The organism is Streptomyces eurocidicus, assembly GCF_002891295.1.
GTDB lineage: Bacteria > Actinomycetota > Actinomycetes > Streptomycetales > Streptomycetaceae > Streptomyces > Streptomyces eurocidicus.
In genome coordinates, this window is record NZ_LGUI01000003.1 from 602,726 (window position 1) to 620,178 (window position 17,453).

Sequence of the window (17,453 nt, forward strand, 5' to 3'; positions counted from 1 at the left end):
CCTGAGGTCCACGGTCAGCTCTTCCATGCTTTCCCATGCCGCGTCAGACCACCGTAAGCGGATCCTGTGCCCACGCCCTCCGGATCCGGGTCACGGAGGCGCACCGGCGGGCCGTTCACGGAAGCCGCGACCGACCCGTCGCGGGCCCGCCCGAAGGCGCACGCGAACCCGCGCCGGACCCGGCACGGGCCGCACACCCACACACTCCCGGACAGACCGCAGGAAATCCACCGCATGCGCGAGCGCGCCGGGCGGTGGCACCATAACGCGGTGACCAATGCGCACCAGGCCCGGGACCTCCGCCCCGACGGCCGCCCGCTCACCGTCGTCGCCCACCGGGGAGCGTCCGAGGACGCCCCGGAACACACCCTGGCCGCCTACCGCAAAGCCATCGAGGACGGCGCCGACGCGCTGGAGTGCGATGTACGGCTCACCTCCGACGGCCACCTCGTCTGCGTCCACGACCGCCGGGTCAACCGCACCTCCAACGGCCGGGGCGCCGTCTCCACCCTGGAACTGGCCGATCTCGCCGCCCTCGACTTCGGCTCGTGGAAGGGCGCGGCCACCGACCGCGAGGCGCCCGACCTCGACGCGACCTCCGTCCTCACCCTGGAGCGGCTGCTGGAGCTCGTCGTGGACGCCGGACGCCGGGTGGAGCTGGCCGTCGAGACCAAGCACCCCACGCGCTGGGCGGGCCAGGTCGAGGAGCGGCTGCTCACCCTGCTCGACCGCTTCGGGCTCGCCGCGCCGCCGCCGGACGAACCCTCGCGCGTGCGGGTGATGAGCTTCTCGGCGCGCTCCCTGCACCGCGTGCGGGCGGCGGCGCCCGCCCTGCCGACCGTCTACCTGATGCAGTTCGTCTCGCCGCGCCACCGGGACGGCCGGCTGCCCACGGGCATCCACATCGCCGGGCCGAGCATCCGGATCATCCGTAAGGACCCCGACTACGTGGCCCGGCTGCACCGGGCCGGGAACAAGGTGCACGTCTGGACGGTGAACGAGCCGGCCGACGTCGAGCTCTGCGCGCGCGTGGGGGTGGACGCGGTGATCACAAACCGGCCCAAGCAGGTCCTTTCCCAGCTCGGGCGCCCGTAGGTCCATTACAAGGAGTGCACCGGCGCGTTCGGTACGTGTTCGACCTCCCCGAGTGCCCCCACCGGGTGCTGGATGGCCGGTTTCCGGTCCAGTCCATTGGGGCATCCATCCCCTGACGTGGGGCAAAGGAGGTCTCGGGGGTGGCGTTGGTGGTGGCACAGGAGGTGCCCACGTCGTCGATCATGGCCGTACCCCATGGTCCAGCCGCTGTGGGCCAGGCAAGACACCGGATGCGCGAGGACCTGCGCATCAGTGGGGTACCGGATTCGGTCATCGACGACGCCGTATTGATCCTTTCGGAGCTGCTCAGCAACGCGTACCGGCACGGTCGCCCGCTGAGCCCGGAGAACGGCGACAGAGACGGGGAGAAGGACGGGGGGATACGTGCCGCTTGGCGAGTGGACAAACACGGCCGGCTCACGGTCGAGGTCACGGACGGAGGCGGTCCGACCCGCCCACTTCCGGCCACTCCGTCGGTCACCGCACGTGGCGGCCGCGGATTGAACATCATCAGCGCTCTCTCCCAGGACTGGGGCGTACGGGACGCTTCCGGCGAGGTGACCGTCTGGGCCGCCCTGTCGGCGCGCGGCGGCTTCGCCACGCGGCTCGACCTGGCCCCGGAGATGGCGTTCAGCGATATGGACGAGCTGGCGTGACCACGGCGCGACGCGCGTAGACCCGCGGCACATCACAGAGCACCGGGCAGCGCGGTACGGCACCGAACAGAGCACGGCAGCGGCGCGGGCCTCCCACCAGGGCGGCGAGACGGCACGCGCCCGTACGGCCGGTGTGCCCCGTGACCGGAGCGCGCGACGCGCGACCGGAGAGCGGCACCCCGACACCACCGGCCGGTGTGACCGCACCACCCCGCCGCCCAGCCTCGGCTCCCGGGCACCCCCGGCATCCGGGCACCCGCCGGCGCACCGCGCCCGGACCACCGGCCACCGCCGGAAGAGCCCACCCGGCTCCCGCCCCGGCACTCCCCGGCATCCCTTCGGGCACCGCGGCCCCCACCACAGGACCGTGCGGGAGCCCGACCCGGACCACCCGGCACCCCGGACACCCCGGGCGTCCCGAGCACCCTTCGCACGCCGGGCCCGACACCACCGGCCCGTGCGTGACAAGCCCGCACCCGCACCCGCCCGTCGAATTCTCGCCAACTCCCCGGCCCCGCGACCGCCAAGGCCGCGCGTTGCCGCCCCGGGCCCGCCGTCGGTACGTTCGCACCGGCGTACGGGCGGCCTGCTCAAGGGGTGACGGTGGACGGATCGCGGACCGTCTTCCGGCCCGCGCGGGGCTCGACGGGGTTCCCGCACCCCGGCGACCCGCCCCTGCCGGACACCGCTCCCCGGGCATGCCGTAGCGCCTGGCACGCCATGGCCCGCGCCGCCCGGGGGCAGGTCGGGGACTTCGTGGAGCGGCGGTATCCGCAGACCTTCCACAGCGCCACGCTCACCGACCGGGACGGCACGCACGTCGCGCTGTTCCACGCGCACCACCCGCTGACCGCCTTCGTCGACGAACGGCGCCACTGGTACACCGACGAGTTCCGGGAACCCCCCGCCTGGGCGGGCGTCCTCGCTCACCACGGCTTCGCCGTCCTGAGCGCGGCGCTGCTCCTGGCGCCGTTCCCGGCGGCCGACGTCTCGGCCCTCTCCGGTTCGGAGCTGCGGCAGATCGCGTTCCGGCGGCCGGACACCGTCGGCGCGGCGCTCTTCAACGCGTGGGGCTGACGTGTGGGGCTGACGTGTGGGACTGACGCGTGGGACCGGGTAGCGGTCCCGCCCGGGGCGCCACCGGACCCGCTCGCCGCCCTGCCGCGGGACCACGGCGGGACCACGGCGAAGCCGTCCCGCAGGACACGGCGCAGCCCTCCCGGGCGCACCCCGCCGGGGCCCTCCCCCCGGGCGCTAGGCTCGCGCCGTCAGGCACACCAGCCCGGACGGCTGACCAACCCGGACGGCTGACCGGCCGCACGCACCGCCGCACGATCGGGAGACACGCACGCATGGCCAAGAAGCGCCGCCCCCAGACCAAGGCCGCCACGCCCCGGGCCGTCGACGGTCCGATCCCCGTCGTCGGAGCCCGGGAGCCCTGCCCCTGCGGCTCGGAGCGGCGTTACAAGGCGTGTCACGGCCGCGAGGCCGCGCACGCCGTCGCCGAGCTCGTGCAGCGCCCCTTCGAGGGGCTGCCCGGCGAGGCCGACTGGGTCGCGCTGCGCGAGCTGGTGCCCGCCGCGACCGTCGAGCTCACCCTCAAGGACGGGCTGCCCGAGGGCGTGCCCTCGGTGACCCTGGCCACCGTGCTGCCCATGGCCTGGCCCGCGCTCCGCCGCGACAACGGCGCCGTGCTCCTCGGCCTGCAGAACGACACCGCCTCCGGCGACCTCAGCCGCGACCTCGCCGACACGCTCCGGCGCGCCCTTACGGCGGAGCCGGGCACCCCGGTCGCGGCCGAGCGCGCCGGCACCGACGGCCCGCGCCTGCAGGACCTGCTGGATCCGTCCGTCCCCTTCGAGCCGGCCGTCCACACCGGCTTCGAGTTCTGGGTCGAGGACGCCGAGAACGCCACCGGCGAGGTCGCCGCCTCGCTGGACCGGGCCAACGCCGCCGCGATCCCGACCGTCCGGCTGTCCGGCGTCGACGCCGCGTACTGGTGCGAGACCCCGGAGAAGAACCACCTGCGCTGGGTGATGCCCCACCCGGAGGAGAAGCTCCTCGACGCCCTCGCCCGCCTCCACGCCGCCGGGGCGTCCTCGCTCGGCGAGGGCACCCGCCTGGTGGGCTCCTTCCGGGCGCACGGCCTGACCGTGCCGGTCTGGGACCTGCCGAGCGGGATGCGCGCGGAGGACGTCGAGAAGCCCGCCGCGGGCCTCGCGGAGCGGCTGGCCGCGGCGCTCGCCGACGGGACGCCGCTGACCGCCGAGGAGCGGCGGGCGCGCGGCGGCCTCACCAGCCGTCAGGTCACCCTGAACTGACACCCGTCGGCGCGGGACCGTCCGAAGTCGCGCGCGGGGCACCCCTGAGGGGACCGCGGCGGCCAAGGCGGCCCCGGGAGACCGAGGCGGCGGCCGCGGCGGCACCTCGGCGACATCTGAACGAGCGGTATCGATCACGTCGAGCCGAGGTGGACCGCGCCCGGAGCGCAGGTGGAGCGGGAGATTCCGGGGCCCGGAGGGCCCCATTCACGTGACTCCTGTCACAACTCCCGCTGTCAGACCGGAAATACGCGTCCGGAAATCCACGATCGAATTTGCGAACGGCGAATCTCTTGTTACCGTTCTAGGAGCCCGGTCGCTGGTGCATCCCCCGTCGCCAGCGACCGGGCGTTTCCATGCCCGGACGCGCCCACGGCGCCCCGCGGCCGCCCGGCACGGGCCCGAGGGACCTCCAGGGCCGCCGGGAGCACCGCCGCCGCCCTCGGCCGGCCGGCGGGCCGACGGCCCGCCCGCACCTAATCCGCCCGGTCGCCCGGCGAGTTGCTGCCGGACCGGAGCAGAAGATCCCCCTCCGCCGAGGCGAACTCCGCCACCGCCGAATAGCCGCTCCCGCTCGTACCCCCACTGCGGTCCCCGCCCCGGGCGGTCGGCCGGTGCGGCGTCTCGCAGCCGTCAGGGTCGTCGGAGGCCCCCGTACGGCAGTGCACCTGGACCGTCCGGGCGTCGGGGCCCATGAGGGTCAGTACGGCCGTCAGCGGGCCGCCTGTGGCGTTCCGGAAGTACGTACGGGCCCAGGTGTCCCGGCCCCGCTCCAGGACGCAGGTCTGGGCCTCCACGCCCGCCGGCGAGGAGAGTTCGGGACCGCAGTGCGTGACCGTCCGGCCCGGCGCCCCGGAGGCGCCGTCGGGGCCGTCGCCGACGACGCCCTCGTCACCGCCCTCGCCGCCGTCCACATCGGAACCCGGCGCTCCGACCGGTTCCCGGGGTTCCGCCGAACCGCCCGCACCGGACGCGCTGTCCGCGGCCTCGTCGTCCTCGGTGTCCGCCGTGTCGTCGGCGGACGTCTCCTCGGTGGTCCCGTCGTCCTCGCCACCGGGGGCGCCCATGGCGCCGGCGGGCCGGCCGCCGTGGCCGCCGCCGTGCGCCCGCTTCCCCGTCTTCTCCGGGCTCATCAGACCCGCGGGCCCCGCCGTCGCCGCCGCCAGCGGCAGCACGACCGCCAGGGCCACCACACTCGCGAGGGCGATCATCCGTAGATTCGCCGCTCGCTGCCGGGCCGCACCGGACTGCGACGCACCGGTCGCACCGGGCACACCGGACGCACGCTCCATGGGACCACCCGCAACTCGCCGCGAACGCTGATTGATGGGGGCCGCCTTCGAAAACGCCCCGCCCGGCCGCCGGTGCCCGGCGGTACGCGGCAGCGCCCGGTAACGATCCGGTGCGAACCCTCACCCGAACATAGCGGTCGAAGGCCGCACCACCGGGCGGCCGCGCGGTGGTTTCCCACAGATCCCGGCGCGGCTTACACCCGTACGAGTGAGAGCGCGTGCGTCTCCCGTCCGTACGCGCTCTCGTGTGCTCATACGGGCACCCCCTCGGGGGCACCGCTCCTCGGGCCGGCCGCGGATCCGCTCCGGCCGCCGATGGCCGCCGGTACACCGTCCCCGTCAGCCGCGCCGCCCGTGTTCACCGCGCCTTGCGTGCCTGTTGTGTTTGCTGTGACTGTCGTTGTGAAGGTTGCTGTTGCTACTGATGTGAATCCTGCTGCCGCCGCGACTGTCGAGACAGCCGCCGCGCAAGGGGCTTCAACCGGCTCGTCGGACCCCCGCGTCCGTGACCCGCGTCAGTAGGCGAGCCGGCTGCCGCCGCCCTGCGTCCCCGTGCCCGCGCTCTCCTCCACGAGGACGTCGACGACGGTGGAGATGTCCGGGAGCCACGGCCGCCTCCCCTCGCCCGCGCCGCCCGCCCGCTCGGCGAGCAGCGCGCGGTCCGCCCGCCGGGGCTTCGCCGCCCGCGGCGGCCGAGGCTCCCCGCCCACCTGGGGCGCCCGCTCCCAGCGCACCCGGCCGGCCGCCGTGGGCGACGGCGGGAGCGCCACATAGCCGCCCTCCCCGTGGAAGCGCAGCGAACCGGGCACCCAGTCCTGGCGGTGCAGCAGCTCGCCGAGAACCTCCAGGGAGTACGGGGCCACCAGCAGCGCCCAGCGGCCGGGGGTGGCGATCACCGGGCCGACCCGTACGCCCGCGCGGTCGAGTGAGGCCAGGGCGCGGGCGCCGGCCACCGCGGGCAGGCTCACCGCGCAGGGCCCGCGCCCGCCCGTGGCGAGCACCACGGGGGCGTCCGGGCGGTTGGTCCACCACCAGCGGACCATCCGGGCGTCCGTGGTCGCCGCCAGGAGCCCGGGGTCGAAGGGGTGGGCACCGGGGGCCGCGCAGTCGGGGTGCGGGCAGGCGCACACCGTGCCGCGGCCGCCGCCGGGCCGCAGGCCCGCACCCGGGAGTACGGGCCACCGCCATTCCGTGGCGTAGGACAGGGCCGCGGTGAGGACCGCCGGCCGGCCGCCCCGCCTGAGCGAGAGCTTGCGTCGCCTTCCGAGGATCTCGCGCATGAGCGCTCGTTCCTTTCCGTGAACGCCGAAATCGGGCCCTTGTCGTCGAACAAGGGTCGTATCGCACTACATGACACCGCACAGTCCCGCGGCCACCGCGGCGGCCTTCCGCGCTCCACGGCCGGCCGGACGGACCGCCCGCACCGTGGAGACGCGTGGCACCGCGCGGCCCCCACGGACCGTCCGGGCCCCGTGAACCGCATGGACTGCGTGAACTGCACGAGCTGACCGAACTGCGCTGACTGCGTGAGCTGCTTGCCTGAACTGTGTGCACCGCTTGGACCGCGGGTACTGCGCGGCACCGCGTGGGTCCACCCGGCGAGTCACCGGGCACCGCGCCGGGCCGCGTACGGACTGCTCGGACTCCATGGCACTACGGGTCCGACCTCGCGCGCTGCTCAACACGCCGTGGCCCTTTTCGAGGCCGGCACACCACGTGGTTCCCAAGTCACTGCATGTACAACGCAGCGCATCACGCCACGGGGCGAGCGTGAAACATGGCGGGGGGTGGCGCGGCTATGGCGCTTCGTGCTGAGCCCGTACGCCCCTCGCCTGTGGCGCGGGTCGCCCCACGCCCTCGGGGACGGGCGCGGCCGTTGCCGGATAAGACGCTCGGGTCCGCCACCGGGTTCCGGGGCGGCCCCAACTGCCCCTGCCCTTCTCCGAGTACGTACCCACCAGGGTGGATATGACGCGCTGTCGAACAACGTCAGTCGATCGCGAATCCTTGACCGCGGGGCCATTTTCCGGCCAAGTTTGAAACCCCATAGACACCACCAATCCCACCGGTCCAATGCTGGACATCCGCTTACCCAGGCGTGTACATGTGGAGCACGGATAGCGCGCAACACGACAGGGGGCTTGCGATGCTATTGACGCGAAAGTACAGGCCGATGAGCTGGTCAGCACGGCTCGACGAGACGCCGCGCGCGCTCGCCCGGACCGCTGCCTCCCGTGCCCCCCGCGCCGCCACGCGGCCCTGCCGGGGCAGCCGACCATGACCACGCCCCACCTGCCGAAAGTGGCCGGAATCAACCCTCCGCTGGCCGCGCCCTCCCACACTCCGCCCTCCTCCGCCACCTCCTCCCCCACCGATCCCGAGGACTCCGCCGGATCCGCCGACCCCAGCGGGAACACCGGCCCGGAGGGCCCCACGGACTCCTCGGGCCCGGCCGGCACCTCCGGACCCACGGACCCCATGGACCGGTCCGGAGCAGACGGGTCCGGTTCCCCCGCCGCACACCCGGCGCCGGGTGCCCTCGTGCTGGACCGCCTGGCGGGCTGGATCTCGGACCTCACCACCCTCCAGGAGCTGACCGAACGGCTCACCCGCACCGGCACCCTGGACGACGCGCTGCACGAGGTGCTGCGGGCCGGCGCCGCCCTGGTCGGCGCCCGCCGGGGCCTGGTCACCCTCCACCCCGCGCGGGGGCCCGGCCACGAGCACCCGGTCACCGTCGGGCTCGGGCTCGGCCGCGCCGACCTCGGCCACATCGAGACCATCCCGCCCGCGCCGGCCGGCCCGCACGGCCGGCTCTTCGGCGGCCTCCCCCCGCTCGGCTCCCGCGCCGGCACCGCCCACCCCGACATCGCGGCCGACGAGACCCTCGACCCCCGCCACCGCGAGGTCGCGGCCCGGCTCGGCTACGGCGCCAGCTACGCCGTACCGCTGGAGGCGGACGCCCGGGCCGGGACCACCGGCCGGCTGGGCGCGGCCGTCTGGCTCTACGACGAGCCGGCCGAGCCCACCGACCGGCAGCGGCACCTGATCGGCCTCTACCGCGACCACGCCACGGAGCACCTCGCCCGCCTCCTGGAGCTCGCCGAGGCCCGCGAGACGGTCGCCACCCTCCATGAGGAGCTGCTGCCCAGCAGGCTGCCCCGGATCCCCGGGGTCCGGCTGGCGGTCCGCCACCGCGGCGGGCCGGCGGGCGGCGGCGACTGGTACGACGCGCTGCCGCTGCCCGAGGGCGCGCTCGGCCTGGCCGTCGGCGGAGTGACGGGCTCCGGGCCCAGCGCGGTCGCCGCGATGGGCCGGCTGCGGGCCTCCCTGCGCGCGTACGCCGTCATGGAGGGCGAGGACCCGGTGGCGGTCCTCTCCGATCTGGAGCTCCTGCTGCGGCTCACCGAGCCCGCCCGCTCGGCTACCGCCCTCTTCGCGTACTGCGAGCCCGCCGAGCGCCGGGTGGTCCTGGCGGGCGCCGGGCACTGCCCGCCGCTGATCATCGGCGAGCACCGCGCCGAGTACGTGGAGACCTCGCTGTCCGCGCCGCTGGGCATGCTCGCCTGCTGGGAGGCGCCCAGCGTGGAGGTCGAGGCGGCGCCCGGCGAGACGCTGCTCCTCTACAGCGACGGGCTGCTGCACCGCACCGGCGACGCCATGGACTGCGGCTTCGCCCGGCTGCACCGGGCGGCGGCGAGCGTCCCCAGGGCCGCGCTGCGGGACCCGGACGCCGTCGTGGACCACATCCTGCGGGCCGTACTGCCGGACGGCGAGGACGGCGCCGGGGACCGCCCCGGGAGCGGCGGCGCCACCGGGGGCGAGGACGTCATCCTGCTCGCCGCCCGGTTCGACTGAGCCCGGCGGGGCATCCGGCCCGGACGGGAAGGGCGGCCGGGCCGGCACCGGGCCGTGTCCACAGCCTTCTCCGTCGCTTTTCCTCGCACATACGATGGAAAGCGGCCCCGTCCGAGGAGGAAACGCAGTGACCGAGCAGCCCGCGCCCGAGAACCCCGAAGGTGACGAGCCGATCAAGCAGCGGAAGAACGGCCTCTACCCGGCCGTCTCCGACGAGCTTGCCGCCAGTATGAAGTCGGGCTGGGCCGACACCGAGCTGCGCGACCTGCAGCCCATCGCCCAGGCCGCCGAGACCGCCCGCCGCCGCGCCGACCTCTCCGCCCGCTTCCCCGGCGAGCGCCTGGTCATCCCCGCGGGCAATCTGAAGACCCGCTCCAACGACACGGAGTACGCCTTCCGCGCGTCCACGGAGTACGTCTACCTCACCGGCGACCAGACCCAGGACGGCGTCCTCGTCCTGGAGCCGGCCGGGGCCGAGGGCCACCGGGCGACCCTCTACCTGCTGCCGCGCTCGAACCGCGAGAACGGCGAGTTCTGGCTCGACGGCATGGGCGAGCTGTGGGTCGGCCGCCGGCACAGCCTCACCGAGGCCGAGCGGCTCTACGGCGTGCCGTGCGCGGACGTCCGCGAGCTCGCCGACGCCCTGCGCGAGGCCACCGGCCCCGTGCGCGCCGTCCGCGGCCACGACGCGGGCGTCGAGGCCGCGCTGACCGACAAGGTCACCGCCGAGCGCGACGAGGAGCTGCGGGTCTTCGTCAGCGAGCAGCGGCTGGTGAAGGACGCCTTCGAGATCGCCGAGCTCCAGAAGGCCGTCGACTCGACGGTCCGCGGCTTCGAGGACGTCGTGAAGGTCCTCGACAAGGCCGAGGCCACCTCGGAGCGCTACATCGAGGGCACCTTCTTCCTGCGCGCCCGCGTCGAGGGCAACGACATCGGCTACGGCTCCATCTGCGCCGCCGGCCCGCACGCCACCACCCTGCACTGGGTGCGCAACGACGGCCCGGTCCGCTCCGGCGAGCTGCTGCTGCTGGACGCGGGCGTGGAGACCCACACCCTCTACACCGCGGACGTCACCCGCACGCTGCCGATCAACGGCACGTACACCGAGCTCCAGCGCAAGATCTACGACGCGGTGTACGAGGCCCAGGAGGCCGGCATCGCGGCGGTGCGGCCGGGCGCGAAGTACCGCGACTTCCACGACGCCGCCCAGCGCGTCCTCGCCGAGAAGCTCGTCGAGTGGGGCCTGGTCGAGGGCCCGGTCGAGCGCGTCCTGGAGCTCGGCCTCCAGCGCCGCTGGACCCTGCACGGCACCGGCCACATGCTGGGCCTGGACGTCCACGACTGCGCCGTGGCCCGTACGGAGACGTACGTCGACGGCGTCCTGGAGCCGGGCATGGTGCTGACCGTCGAGCCCGGGCTGTACTTCCAGGCCGACGACACCACCGTGCCGGAGGAGTACCGGGGCATCGGCGTCCGGATCGAGGACGACATCCTCGTCACCGAGGACGGCAACCGGAACCTCTCCGCCGGGCTGCCGCGCACGTCCGCGGACGTGGAGACGTGGATGGCCGGCCTCAAGGGCTGATCCCCGTGCCCGTCGCGCCGCGGCCCGTCTCCGTACGGGTCGCGGCGCGGCTCACCGGGTGGTGTAGCCGCCGTTGATGAAGAGCGTCTGGCCGTTGAGCCACCAGCCGTCCGTGAGCAGGAACTTCACATACGGCGCGATGTCCTCGATCTTCGTGAGGTCGCCGTTCATGGCCGACGACTTGTGGTACGCGATCGAGTCGTCCGTCTCCGCCGGGTAGAAGAACCCGGTGTCCATCGGGCCCGGGGCGATGTTGTTGACGGAGATGTTCCGGCCGAACAGCTCCTTGGACAGCGCCCGGGTGAAGTGCTCGACGGGCGCCTTGCTGCCGGCGTAGACGGAGTACAGGCCGGTGTAGGCGGCGAGCAGCGAGGTCACGATGGTGACGATCTTCCCGCCGTCCTGCACACGCTTCGCGGCCTCCCGCATCATGAAGTACGCCGCCTTGCAGTTGACGGCGAACATTTTGTCGAACTCCTCCTCGGACGTCTCGGTCATCGGCTTCTTGATGACCATGCCCGCGGTGTTCACCACGCAGTCGACCTTGCCGAACGCCGCGACGGCGGCGTCGAACAGCCCCTCGATCCCGGGCACCTTCGTCAGGTCCGCACCGTGGACGATCGCCTTGCCGCCGGCCGCCTCGACCTCGGCGGCGGTCTTCTCCGCGCCGTCCTTGGAGGAGGGGCTGTTGTAGTGGACGACGACCTTGGCGCCCTCGGGGGCGACCTCCTTGGCGATGAGGCTGCCGAGATTCCGCGAGGCGCCGCCGATGACGACGACCTTGTCCTTGAGGGTGTGGCTGGGGGTGGGCACGGGTGTCTCCCGGGGCGTGGGGGTGCGGTGGTGCCCACGCTAGGAGCGGGGGTGCGGGGGCGCCTGTGGGAGGCGGCCACATGGGTGTGTGCGGCGGCTCGGGCGGAGCTTTCCCCTACCCGCCCCTTCCCGAATGTCCTCAATCGCCGGACGGGCTGAAAATCAGCCCGTCCGGCGATTGAGGACCGGGGCCCGGGGCGGAGCCCCGGAAAGCGCTACGTCCCCAGGCCCGCGTCCCGCGCCAGCAGCGCCGCCTGCACCCGGTTCTCGCACTCCAGTTTCGCCAGGATCCGGCTCACATACGTCTTCACCGTCGCCTCGCTCATATGGATCCGCCGCCCCGCGTCCGCGTTGGACAGACCCTCGCCCAGCAGTGCCAGGACCTCCCGCTCGCGCTCGCTGAGGGCGGCCACCCGGGCCCGGGCGCGGGTGGCCCGGCCGGTGTCCGGGGCGTGCACCAGGGAGTCCGCGACGTGCCGGGTCGCGGCGGGCGACAGATAGGCGTCGCCCGCGGCCGCCGCGCGGACGGCGCCGATCAGCTCGCCCGGCGCCGAGTCCTTGAGCAGGAAGCCGGCCCCGCCCTGCCGGAGGGCCCGCAGGACGTTCTCGCGCTCGCCGAAGGTCGTCAGGATCAGCGCCCGTACGCCGGGGGCCGTCCGGCCGATCTCGGCGAGGGCGTCGAGCCCGTCCATCACCGGCATCCGGATGTCGAGCAGCGCCACGTCGACCAGGTGGCGGCGGGCCAGCTCGACGGCCTCCCGCCCGTCCGGCGCCTCCGCGACGACCTCGATGTCGTCGGCCGACGTGAGGATCATCCGGATGCCCGCCCGGATGAGGGGCTCGTCATCGGCGATGAGGACACGGATCACCAGGTCTCCCGGTCATTCAATTCTTGACGTGGAACTCACGCTTCTCGGCCAGTTTCCCGTCCTTGAAGCAGAACCGGTAAACGGTATCCGTGTTCAGGTCGTCCGTGCTGTCGGTGGACAGCAGGGCCAGGCACTTCATGCCCTGCGGGTCGTCCGGCAGCTTCCTCGTCACCTCGGAGGCGATGAAGGACTTGCCCGACGGCAGCCTGTCGCGCACCTCCGCCTCGGTCTCGCCGACCCGCACCGAGTTGTAGACCCTCGGGTCGACCATCGTCTTGTCGACCTCCTCGACCAGCTTGCCCAGGCCGAGGACGGCGACCACCACAAGTCCCACCAGGACGACCAGGATGACGCCGCAGCCGATCAGACAGCCGTTCCTCTTCTTGTCGCTCACGATGTTCCCGAACTCCTCGCGCGGTTCCGACCAGTCGATGACCGGTCCACCGTCGCCCGGCGGGACGCCCGGGAGCTGCCGCCGGAAGTCGTCGGACGGCTCGACGAAGGTCGCCTCGTGGGCCTCCTTGGTCTCGTACGGGATCACCCCGGCGAGCCGGAAGCCGCCCTCGACCGGGCCGGCGTGCACCATGCCGCCGACCAGCCGGGCCCGCTCCCGCAGCCCGGTCAGGCCCTGGCCGCCGCTGACCGGCGGGGACCACTCGCCGGTGGAGTCCGGGACGGCGCCGTTCGCGACCTCCACGACCAGCGCGTCGGGCTCGTAGCGCAGGCTCACGGCGATCCGGGCGCCGGGCGCGTGCTTGTAGGCGTTCGTCAGCCCTTCCTGGGCGATGCGGTAAGCGGCGTGGTCGGCGGTCGGGGCCAGCCGGCGGGGCTCGCCCGTCCGCTCGAAGGTGACCTTGGCGCCGGCGGCCACCGCCGACTCGACGAGGCCCTCGATCCCGGCCACGGCACGGGACACGGGCTCGCGCTCCTCGGCGACGCCGGGGTCCTTGAGGATGCCGACGACCTCGCGCAGCTCGTGCATCGCGGACACCGACGCCTCGCGCAGCACCCCCACGGCCTCCCGCTGCCGCCCGGTCAGCTCCGGGTCGACCTCCAGGGCCCCGGTGTGCACGCTGATCAGGGCCAGCTGGTGACCGAGGCTGTCGTGCATGTCGTGGGCGATGCGCTGGCGCTCGCGCAGCCGCGCCTGCCCGGCGATCATCTGGCGCTCGCGGAGCAGCTGGGCGTTGCGCTCCCGCAGGGTCTGCAACAGGGTGCGGCGCTGGGTCCAGTAGCGGCTGGTGATGCCGGGGACCACCGAGGACACCAGGAAGAGCAGCGCTCCTATGGTGAGGACCAGGACGAACGACTGGCGGACCTGCGACAGCCCGATGGCCAGGTCCACGACGAAAGCCGCGCAGAACGTCAGCAGCGCCCGCACCACCCCGTCGATCCGGCGGCCGGCCGACCAGCTGGCCAGGACGAGGATCATCATCCCGCCGCCGCTCAGCGAGGACAGGGCGGCCGCGGCGATCAGCACGGTGCCGGGCAGGGCCCTGCGCACCAGGGAGAGCAGGACGACTCCGGCGGTCACCGACGCGATGCGCAGGGGATCGCTGTCGCTGAGCCATTCGGTACCCGCGGCGAGCACGGCGAGGCAGAGGGCCAGCGCGCACTCCCCGGCCAGCCGCCGCCGCGTCCACTGCCCGGGGTCCACCAGCCGCCGCCACAGGCCACGGGCCCACGTTCTCGCCTCAGCCCACGATGTCGCCTTCATGGCGGCAGCGTAGGCGGGGTTCCCGGTCCGGGTCGTGAGCCGAAGGTCTACGACCGCGGCGACGAAAGTCGCCCCGGGGCCCCGGGGGGAGGGGGCGCCGGGCAGGCCCCACCCGCCCGGCCCCCTGCTCCCCGGTTACTTGCCGGCGGTTTACTTGTCGGCGGTGAGGACGCCCGCCTGGCCCCAGCTGTCGGCGGGGGTCTCGTGGATCCAGACCTGCACGGCGTCGGCCGGGATCTGGTAGGCGTCCACGAACGCGTCGGTGATGCGCTGGACGAGGTCCCGCTTGAGCTCGACGGTGCGGGGGCCCTGCTGAACGGTCACGATGGGCATGGGGTGCCTCCTCGGTCCACGGTCCGACCCGGCCGTTCCGGGTCGTTCACCGGTGTGACACCAGTCCATCGCGTCGGCGCCCCGGGACCTAGAAGCACTCGGACCACGCAGCGATCACGAATCGTGATCGGCGCAGGCGGCGAGCAGCGCGCCGAGTGCGGCGGGCGGGGACGAGGGGTGCACGGCGAGCGCGGTCGGCAGGGACAGCCCCTCGCCGCGTACGGGCCGGAAGGCCACCTTGCCCGTCCGCAGCTGCCGGGCGTGCGAGGCGTAGACCACGGTCCACATGGGCGAGGCGGCGCCGATCGCGGCCAGGGTGTTCTGCAGGCTGCTCGACGGGGGGCCGGGCACGGGCGCGAAGCCGGCGTCCCGGCAGGCCGAGACGACCAGGTCGACCAGGGGCGGGTTGTTGCGCCGGTCGGTGAGCCGCAGCGGCAGCCCGGCCAGGTCCGCGAGGGCGACGTCGGGGGCCGAGGCCAGGGGGTGCCGGGCGGGCAGGGCCACCACGAGCTGGTCCTGCCACACGGGTATCAGCCGCACCCCGGGGTGCTCCTCGGGGGCGCGGACGAACGCGGCGTCCAGCCCGCCCGCGGCGACCTGGTCCAGGCGGGACCGGGCGGGGGCGGAGAGGAGCTCCACGCCCAGGTCCGGGGCGCGCCGGGCGAGCGACTCCAGCACCCGGTCCAGGTGGTCGCCGAGCCCGGTGCTGGTGCCCAGGCGGAGGGTGGCCCCGCGCGCCCCGGTCAGTTCGGCGGCGACGGCGCGCGCCCGCGCCTCGGCCGCGAGCACGGACCGGGCCTCGGGCAGGAAGCGCTCACCGGCGGGGGTGAGGCGGACGTGGCGTGGTGAGCGGTCGAAGAACTCGACGCCCAGCTCCCGTTCGAGTCGGCGGACCTGCTGGCTCACGGCGGACTGCACGATGTGCAGCCGCTCGGCGGCCCGGCCGAAGTGCAGTTCCTCGGCGACGGTGACGAAATACCGGAGCTGACGCAGTTCCACGGGTCCGACCAGCCTCTTCTCGGTGTCCAGGGAGCACCGAGTATGCGCGGGGGCCGCCCCTTGAAGGCCCGACGGGCTGAAAAATCAGCCCGTCCGGCGTTTGAGGACACCGCGCGTCAGCGCGGAACGGGGGTCTGGGGGCGCAGCCCCCGGTTCCGGGAAGGGGCGGGTAGGGGAGAAGCCCGCCGCAGGCGCCCCACCCGCCCTTCAAGCCCGCAGCAGCACCGAAGTCCGTACGTACGGCCCCACCGTCCCGATCCGCCCCGTCGCCGTCGTGCCACGCGGCAACAGCCCGGCCGCCGTCTCGAACGCCAACCGCCCGTCCTCCAGAAACGCCACCTCCACCTCGTGGAACGTCGGCGCCCGTGCCGGTTCCAGGGCCGAGAACGCCTTGTAGAACGCCTCCTTGGCCGAGAACACGGCGGTCAGCCGCGCGCCGCCCCCGGGGCCGGGCCCGAGCCGGGCGCGTTCGCGTTCGGTGCACACCAGGCCGGCGGCCGGGGTGCCGAGCCTGCCGGTCCGTTCGATGTCCACGCCGATGCCGAGGACGTCCTCGCGGACCGTGGCCAGGCACACCGCGACCGCGCCCTCGCAGTGGCTGATCGAGCCGCGCACCCCGGCGGGGAACCGCGGCCGGCGGCCGTCGCGCAGGACCGGTCCGGGCCGTCCCAGCAGCCGCAGCGCCTCGGCGGCGGCGTACCGGCCGGCCGTGAAGTCCCGGCGCCTGCCCGGCGAACGGCCGGACAGCAGGTCGCGTTCCGCCGGGTGCAGCGCGTCCTCGGCCCCGTCGGCGCCCGCCCAGCGCAGCACGCCGACCGTCCCCTGGCCGGACACCGGGCGGGCCGGATGCGCCGACCGGGCCGGGCGGGGCGCCCGTCTCACGACGCGAAGTGCGGCAGCACCTCGGAGGCGATGAGTTCGAGGTGGTCCAGGTCGTCCAGGTCCAGCAGCCGCAGGTAGGCGCGCTCCGCGCCCGCCTCGGCGAAGCGCGCGAGCTGCTCGGTCACCTGCGCCGGGGTGCCGCGGAAGGCCGTGCCGGGCAGCTCCTCGCCCGCCGCCCCGGCCCTGCGGGCGATCTCCGCGTCGGTCCGGCCGACGCACACGGACTGGATGACGGAGAACCGCATCGAGCCCTCGCCCCGCCCGTTCCCGGCCAGCGCCTCGCGGATCCGGTCGTACTGCACGCCCGCCTGCTCGGGGGTGACGAACGCGGCGTTGTACTCGTCGGCGTACGCGGCGGCCAGCGCCGGGGTGCGCACCGCGCCCGTACCGCCCACGATCACCGGCGGGTGGGGGCGCTGGACGGGCGGCAGGGTGGGCTGGGCGCCGGTCAGCGTGAAGTGCTCCCCGGCGAAGTCGAAGCGCTGGTCGCCGGGGGTGGTCCAGAGGCCGCGGATGATGCGCAGCTGCTCCTCCAGCCGGTCGAAGCGCCGGCCCGGGAACGGCATCGCGTACGCCTGGTGCTCGGCCTCGAACCATCCGGCGCCGAGGCCGAGTTCGACGCGCCCGCCGGACATCCCGTCGACCTGCGCGACCTGGATGGCCAGCTGTCCGGGCGAGCGGAAGGTGGCCGGGCTGACCAGGGTGCCGAGCCGGATGCGCCGGGTGTCCCGGGCGAGGCCGGCCAGGGTCACCCACGCGTCCGACGGGCCGGGCGTACGGCCGTGCCCGCCGAACTGGAGGTAGTGGTCGGAGCGGAAGAGGGCGTCGAAGCCCAGGTCCTCCGTGGCCCGTGCGACGCGCAGCAGGGTGTCGTAGGAGGCCCCGCGCTCGGACGGCTCGGTGTGGATACGGAGCAGCATGGCTGGACCCTTCGGTTCGTGGGGCGTGCCGGGCTTGTCGACCGCACGGCTTTGCGATCGGCAACGTAGCCGCGCGGCCGGGCCGGTGCCCATGCCCCCAGAGATCCGCCCAC

Annotated in this window: 15 protein-coding genes; 6 read left to right on the forward strand and 9 right to left on the reverse strand. The window is 74.3% G+C overall.

The genetic code is table 11. From position 1 onward, the window contains the following. The first annotated feature begins 234 nt into the window (after nt 1-234). The 4 genes from AF335_RS12520 (at nt 235) to AF335_RS12535 (ending at nt 4,072) form a co-directional block, all read left to right on the forward strand. Nucleotides 235-1,095: a glycerophosphodiester phosphodiesterase gene (locus AF335_RS12520; protein ID WP_102918396.1), complete on the forward strand. Its 861-nt coding sequence runs from the start codon at nt 235-237 to the stop codon at nt 1,093-1,095. Between the two features lie 182 nt (nt 1,096-1,277). Next, entirely contained in the window at nt 1,278-1,751 is a 474-nt protein-coding gene (locus tag AF335_RS12525) for an ATP-binding protein (protein WP_228772926.1), read from the forward strand. A 603-nt stretch (nt 1,752-2,354) separates the two neighbouring features. Next, a complete protein-coding gene (locus AF335_RS12530; protein WP_102918397.1) occupies nt 2,355-2,828 on the forward strand; it encodes a hypothetical protein in 474 nt (157 codons plus the stop codon). Nucleotides 2,829-3,103: 275 nt separating this feature from the next. Beyond that, nucleotides 3,104-4,072, forward strand: a complete 969-nt coding sequence (locus tag AF335_RS12535) for a DUF5926 family protein (RefSeq protein WP_102918398.1) — start codon at nt 3,104-3,106, stop codon at nt 4,070-4,072. Nucleotides 4,073-4,548: 476 nt separating this feature from the next. Here AF335_RS12535 and AF335_RS12540 read toward each other — a convergent pair whose 3' ends face one another. Together AF335_RS12540 and AF335_RS12545 are read right to left on the reverse strand one after the other, a co-directional pair. Continuing rightward, complete coding sequence (locus tag AF335_RS12540; RefSeq protein WP_311775590.1) at nt 4,549-5,364, reverse strand: hypothetical protein; 816 nt, start codon at nt 5,362-5,364, stop codon at nt 4,549-4,551. A 515-nt stretch (nt 5,365-5,879) separates the two neighbouring features. Further along, complete coding sequence (locus tag AF335_RS12545; RefSeq protein WP_102918400.1) at nt 5,880-6,644, reverse strand: bifunctional DNA primase/polymerase; 765 nt, start codon at nt 6,642-6,644, stop codon at nt 5,880-5,882. A 997-nt stretch (nt 6,645-7,641) separates the two neighbouring features. On the opposite strand from AF335_RS12545, the gene AF335_RS12555 reads away from it, so the two are divergent. Then, nucleotides 7,642-9,222 (forward strand): PP2C family protein-serine/threonine phosphatase, encoded by a 1,581-nt coding sequence (locus AF335_RS12555; RefSeq protein WP_184743420.1) that lies wholly within the window; start codon nt 7,642-7,644, stop codon nt 9,220-9,222. 127 nt (nt 9,223-9,349) lie between these two features. Beyond that, on the forward strand, nt 9,350-10,807 hold the full coding sequence (locus AF335_RS12560; RefSeq protein ID WP_376697813.1) for an aminopeptidase P family protein: 1,458 nt from the start codon (nt 9,350-9,352) through the stop codon (nt 10,805-10,807). 51 nt (nt 10,808-10,858) lie between these two features. Here the strand turns inward: AF335_RS12560 and AF335_RS12565 are convergent, their stop codons facing one another. From AF335_RS12565 to AF335_RS12595, 7 genes are all read right to left on the reverse strand, one after another. Beyond that, nucleotides 10,859-11,620: an SDR family oxidoreductase gene (locus AF335_RS12565; protein ID WP_102918402.1), complete on the reverse strand. Its 762-nt coding sequence runs from the start codon at nt 11,618-11,620 to the stop codon at nt 10,859-10,861. Between the two features lie 215 nt (nt 11,621-11,835). Then, a complete protein-coding gene (locus AF335_RS12570; protein ID WP_102918403.1) occupies nt 11,836-12,489 on the reverse strand; it encodes a response regulator transcription factor in 654 nt (217 codons plus the stop codon). Between the two features lie 16 nt (nt 12,490-12,505). Continuing rightward, the gene (locus AF335_RS12575; protein WP_102918404.1) at nt 12,506-14,206 is read right to left on the reverse strand and encodes a sensor histidine kinase; all 1,701 of its coding nucleotides are present in this window, start codon (nt 14,204-14,206) and stop codon (nt 12,506-12,508) included. 150 nt (nt 14,207-14,356) lie between these two features. Further along, nucleotides 14,357-14,539, reverse strand: a complete 183-nt coding sequence (dmpI, locus tag AF335_RS12580) for a 4-oxalocrotonate tautomerase DmpI (RefSeq protein ID WP_087927152.1) — start codon at nt 14,537-14,539, stop codon at nt 14,357-14,359. A 114-nt stretch (nt 14,540-14,653) separates the two neighbouring features. Continuing rightward, nucleotides 14,654-15,538, reverse strand: coding sequence for a LysR family transcriptional regulator (locus tag AF335_RS12585; RefSeq protein ID WP_102918405.1), 885 nt, complete (start codon nt 15,536-15,538; stop codon nt 14,654-14,656). 207 nt (nt 15,539-15,745) lie between these two features. Then, nucleotides 15,746-16,420 (reverse strand): 4'-phosphopantetheinyl transferase family protein, encoded by a 675-nt coding sequence (locus AF335_RS12590; protein ID WP_102918406.1) that lies wholly within the window; start codon nt 16,418-16,420, stop codon nt 15,746-15,748. Next, complete coding sequence (locus AF335_RS12595; RefSeq protein WP_102918407.1) at nt 16,417-17,340, reverse strand: TIGR03560 family F420-dependent LLM class oxidoreductase; 924 nt, start codon at nt 17,338-17,340, stop codon at nt 16,417-16,419. Before AF335_RS12595 ends, AF335_RS12590 begins: the two co-directional genes overlap by 4 nt. Nucleotides 17,341-17,453: the final 113 nt, after the last annotated feature.

Bases quoted from the DNA above. Each gene is read 5' to 3' on its own strand.
- AF335_RS12575 (WP_102918404.1), bottom strand. From the start codon at position 14,206: ATGAAGGCGACATCGTGGGCTGAGGCGAGAACGTGGGCCCGTGGCCTG.
- AF335_RS12525 (WP_228772926.1), top strand. From the start codon at position 1,278: ATGGCCGTACCCCATGGTCCAGCCGCTGTGGGCCAGGCAAGACACCGG.
- AF335_RS12545 (WP_102918400.1), bottom strand. From the start codon at position 6,644: ATGCGCGAGATCCTCGGAAGGCGACGCAAGCTCTCGCTCAGGCGGGGC.
- AF335_RS12555 (WP_184743420.1), top strand. From the start codon at position 7,642: ATGACCACGCCCCACCTGCCGAAAGTGGCCGGAATCAACCCTCCGCTG.
- AF335_RS12535 (WP_102918398.1), top strand. From the start codon at position 3,104: ATGGCCAAGAAGCGCCGCCCCCAGACCAAGGCCGCCACGCCCCGGGCC.
- AF335_RS12520 (WP_102918396.1), top strand. From the start codon at position 235: ATGCGCGAGCGCGCCGGGCGGTGGCACCATAACGCGGTGACCAATGCG.
- AF335_RS12595 (WP_102918407.1), bottom strand. From the start codon at position 17,340: ATGCTGCTCCGTATCCACACCGAGCCGTCCGAGCGCGGGGCCTCCTAC.
- dmpI (WP_087927152.1), bottom strand. From the start codon at position 14,539: ATGCCCATCGTGACCGTTCAGCAGGGCCCCCGCACCGTCGAGCTCAAG.
- AF335_RS12540 (WP_311775590.1), bottom strand. From the start codon at position 5,364: ATGGAGCGTGCGTCCGGTGTGCCCGGTGCGACCGGTGCGTCGCAGTCC.